The organism is Streptomyces sp. SM1 (genome assembly GCF_002910825.1).
Classification (GTDB): domain Bacteria; phylum Actinomycetota; class Actinomycetes; order Streptomycetales; family Streptomycetaceae; genus Streptomyces; species Streptomyces okerensis.
This window is the reverse complement of the sequence record NZ_NEUB01000447.1, coordinates 1-2,953: the sequence shown is the minus strand read 5'-3', so window position 1 is coordinate 2,953 and position 2,953 is coordinate 1. Positions and strand designations below refer to the sequence as shown.

The 2,953-nt window shown below is 70.8% G+C and carries 2 protein-coding genes; one reads left to right on the top strand and one right to left on the bottom strand.

The genetic code is table 11. The features are described from left to right. Positions 1 to 2,171: type VII secretion protein EccCa (eccCa, locus tag B9S61_RS11290; protein WP_219819908.1), on the bottom strand; the 2,171-nt coding region annotated here is incomplete at its 3' end. Between the two features lie 294 nt (positions 2,172 to 2,465). Between eccCa and eccD the strand changes: the two genes are divergently transcribed. Further along, a partial coding sequence (gene eccD / locus B9S61_RS11285) for a type VII secretion integral membrane protein EccD (protein ID WP_103542137.1) occupies positions 2,466 to 2,953 on the top strand: 488 nt, incomplete at its 3' end.

Here is a 2,953-nt window from a genome sequence, read left to right as displayed (position 1 = left end):
GTCGCCGGGATCCTGTCATGGGCCGGCGCCCGCCTGTGGAACTCGCTGGGCACCACGGCCCGGCGCCGCTGGTAAGGGCCCGAGACGTACGCGGCCCGGAACCGGGTCAGCGCGTCGACACCGCTCTTGAGGAACCCGGCACCCGGCTGCGCGGGCAACTCGTACGCGTCCGGCACCCCCAGCACACCCCGGCTCTCCATCGCGGAGAACGTCCGCAGACCGATCCGGTACGACAGATGGCTCTCCAGCTGGTGCATACGGCCCTCGTCCAGCCGCTGCGAGGCGAGCAGCAGATGGACCCCCAGACTCCGCCCGAGCCTGCCGATCATCACGAACAGCTCCATGAAGTCGCGGTGCGAGGCCAGCAGTTCACTGAACTCGTCGACCACCACGAACAGGCTGGGCAGCGGCTGCAACGGCGTCCCGGACTGCCGCGCCTTCTCGTACTCCAGCGCGGAGGTGTAGTTCCCGGCGGCCCGCAGCAGCTCCTGCCGCCGGATCAGCTCCCCGTGCAGGGCGTCCTGCATGCGGGCGACCAGCGCCACCTCGTCGGCGAGGTTGGTGATGACCGCCGAGGTGTGCGGCAGCTCGTCGAGGCCGAGGAAGGTGGCGCCGCCCTTGAAGTCGACGAGGACGAAGTTCAGCGTCTCGGAGGAGTTGGTCAGCGCCAGCCCCAGCACCAGGGTGCGCAGCAGCTCGCTCTTGCCGGAGCCGGTCGCGCCGATCAGCATGCCGTGCGGTCCCGTTCCGCCCTGCGCGGACTCCTTGATGTCCAGCTCCACGGGCCGGCCCTCACCGCCCACGGCGATCGGCACCCGCAGCCGGGCGCCGCCGGTCGCCTTCTCCCACAGCGTGGCCGGGTCGTGCCGGTGCAGATCGGGGATGTTCAGCAGCGAGGTCAGCTGCACGTCGTCGGCGAGCGGCCTGGAGTCGTCGCCGCCCACACTCATCCGGTACGGCGCGAGCAGCCGCGCCAGCGCCAGCGCGCCCACCGTGCCCAGCCGGTCGGGCCGGCCGAGCACCGTCGACTGTTCCTTGCGGTCGCGGTCGGTGCGCACCAGCGCGACACCGCCCTCGTCCACCTCCAGGCGCAGCGTGGTCCGCCCCGGCTTCCACGCGAGCGCCCCGGTGAGGTCGAGCACCACCGCGTTGCGGAACCCGTGGCCGTCGAAGCGGTGCCCCGCCGGAACCGTGCAGCCGTCGATCACGACGACCGTGTACGGCTCCTCACGGCCGGGGACCGCGTCGGGGGCGGCGCCCGGCCGCTCCAGGAACTCGGCGCCGAGCAGGTTCTCCAGCTCGGCGAAGGCCGAGGCGATCAGGCGGGCCGGTCCGGCTCCGTCCTCCTCGTGCCGGTGCAGGCTGTGCGGCAGCCACTTCGCCCACTCCCACTCCGCACGCCGCTCGTCCGAGACGCACAGCGCGATCCACAGGTCGTCGGGGGAGTGGAACACCGCCAACTGCGCGAGCAGGGCCCGGGCCTGGGCCCGTATCCGCTCCTCGTCACCGCGGAACAGCACCTTCGACCAGGCCCGCAGATAGATCGCGATGGGCTGGTCGCGGACGGTGGAGTAGGCGCGGGTGAAGCTGCGCAGCGCGTGCGCCGACAGCGGCTCCAGGTCCTCGACGGGCTTGGTCGACAGCGGTGTCAGCTTCATCGCCAGCCGCTGGTCGCCCACGCCCATCCGCACTTCGGCGAAGTCCTCGTCCGACGACCGCCGTTCCCACAGCCGGGTGCTGCGCACCAGGGACGACAGCGCGTCGGGTTCCGGGTGGCGCCAGGCGAGGGCCCGCTGCTGCTCGACGACGGACGTCCGCACCATGCGCCGGGTCTGCCGCAGATACCGCAGGTAGTCGCGGCGCTCGCCCTTCATCCGCTGCTTGCGCTCGCCGTTGCGCCGCATGACCTGACCCAGCATCATGCCCGCCGACGCGATCACCATCACACCGAGCGCGATGTAGATGAATCCACCGCTGCTCTGACTCATCCCCGGCCGCATGAACATCAGCATCATGGAGACCGACATCAGCGCCATCGGCAGATACGTCCACACCGCGGAACTGTCCGGCACGACTTCCGGAAGCGTGGGCGGCTCCTGAAGGCTCAGCTCCCCCGACGGCATTTCCGGCCCTTTACGGCGGGCCGGGCGGCGGAACAGGATCACGCTCAACGAACGTCCTCCTCAACGATTTCGGAAGGAACTCCGGGGGAACCTCGCGGGAACGTCGCGGGTTTTTCCGTAAAGGGTCAGGGTCCCGAGCGAGCGCGTCGGGAAAATGGCCGGGAGGTGTTGTGCAGCCGAACTCCCGGAGTGGTGTTGCGAAAAGCCCGGCGTCCGGTCAAACTCGTCGGCGCATGCCCCGTCCGACTTCTCCGTCGCGTTCGGCGACCGACCGGTGTGCCGCTGCCACCTTCCAGCCACCGCGTATCGCGTGGTCCGCCAGAAAGTGTGAATCCCGAACCCATGACTGACATTCAGACGGCAAGCCTGTGCCGCGTCACCGTGCGTGCTCCGGCGAGGACCGTCGACCTGGCCGTGCCCTCCGACGTCCCCGTCGCCGATCTGCTGCCCACAGTGATCGGTTACGGAGGGGACGACCTGGAGGAAACCGGCCTGGAGCACGGAGGCTGGGTGCTCCAACGCCTCGGCGGTCCACCGCTCGACCCCGAGAGTACCTTGGACTCCCTCGGTCTGCGGGACGGAGAGGAGCTTTGTCTGCGGCCCCGCACCGAGGCGCTGCCCGAGGTGCACATCGACGACCTGGTCGACGGCATCGCCGACGGCATGAGCCGCAGACCGCACGGCTGGAGCCCGGAGGCCGGCCGGCGCCTGCTGCGCGGACTGGCCGCGGCCACCCTCGCGCTGGGCATCGTGCTGCTGGCCATGCCGGGCACGGCGGGCTGGATACGGGCGGTCGCCGCCTCGGCCGCCGGACTGCTGCTGATCGCGGG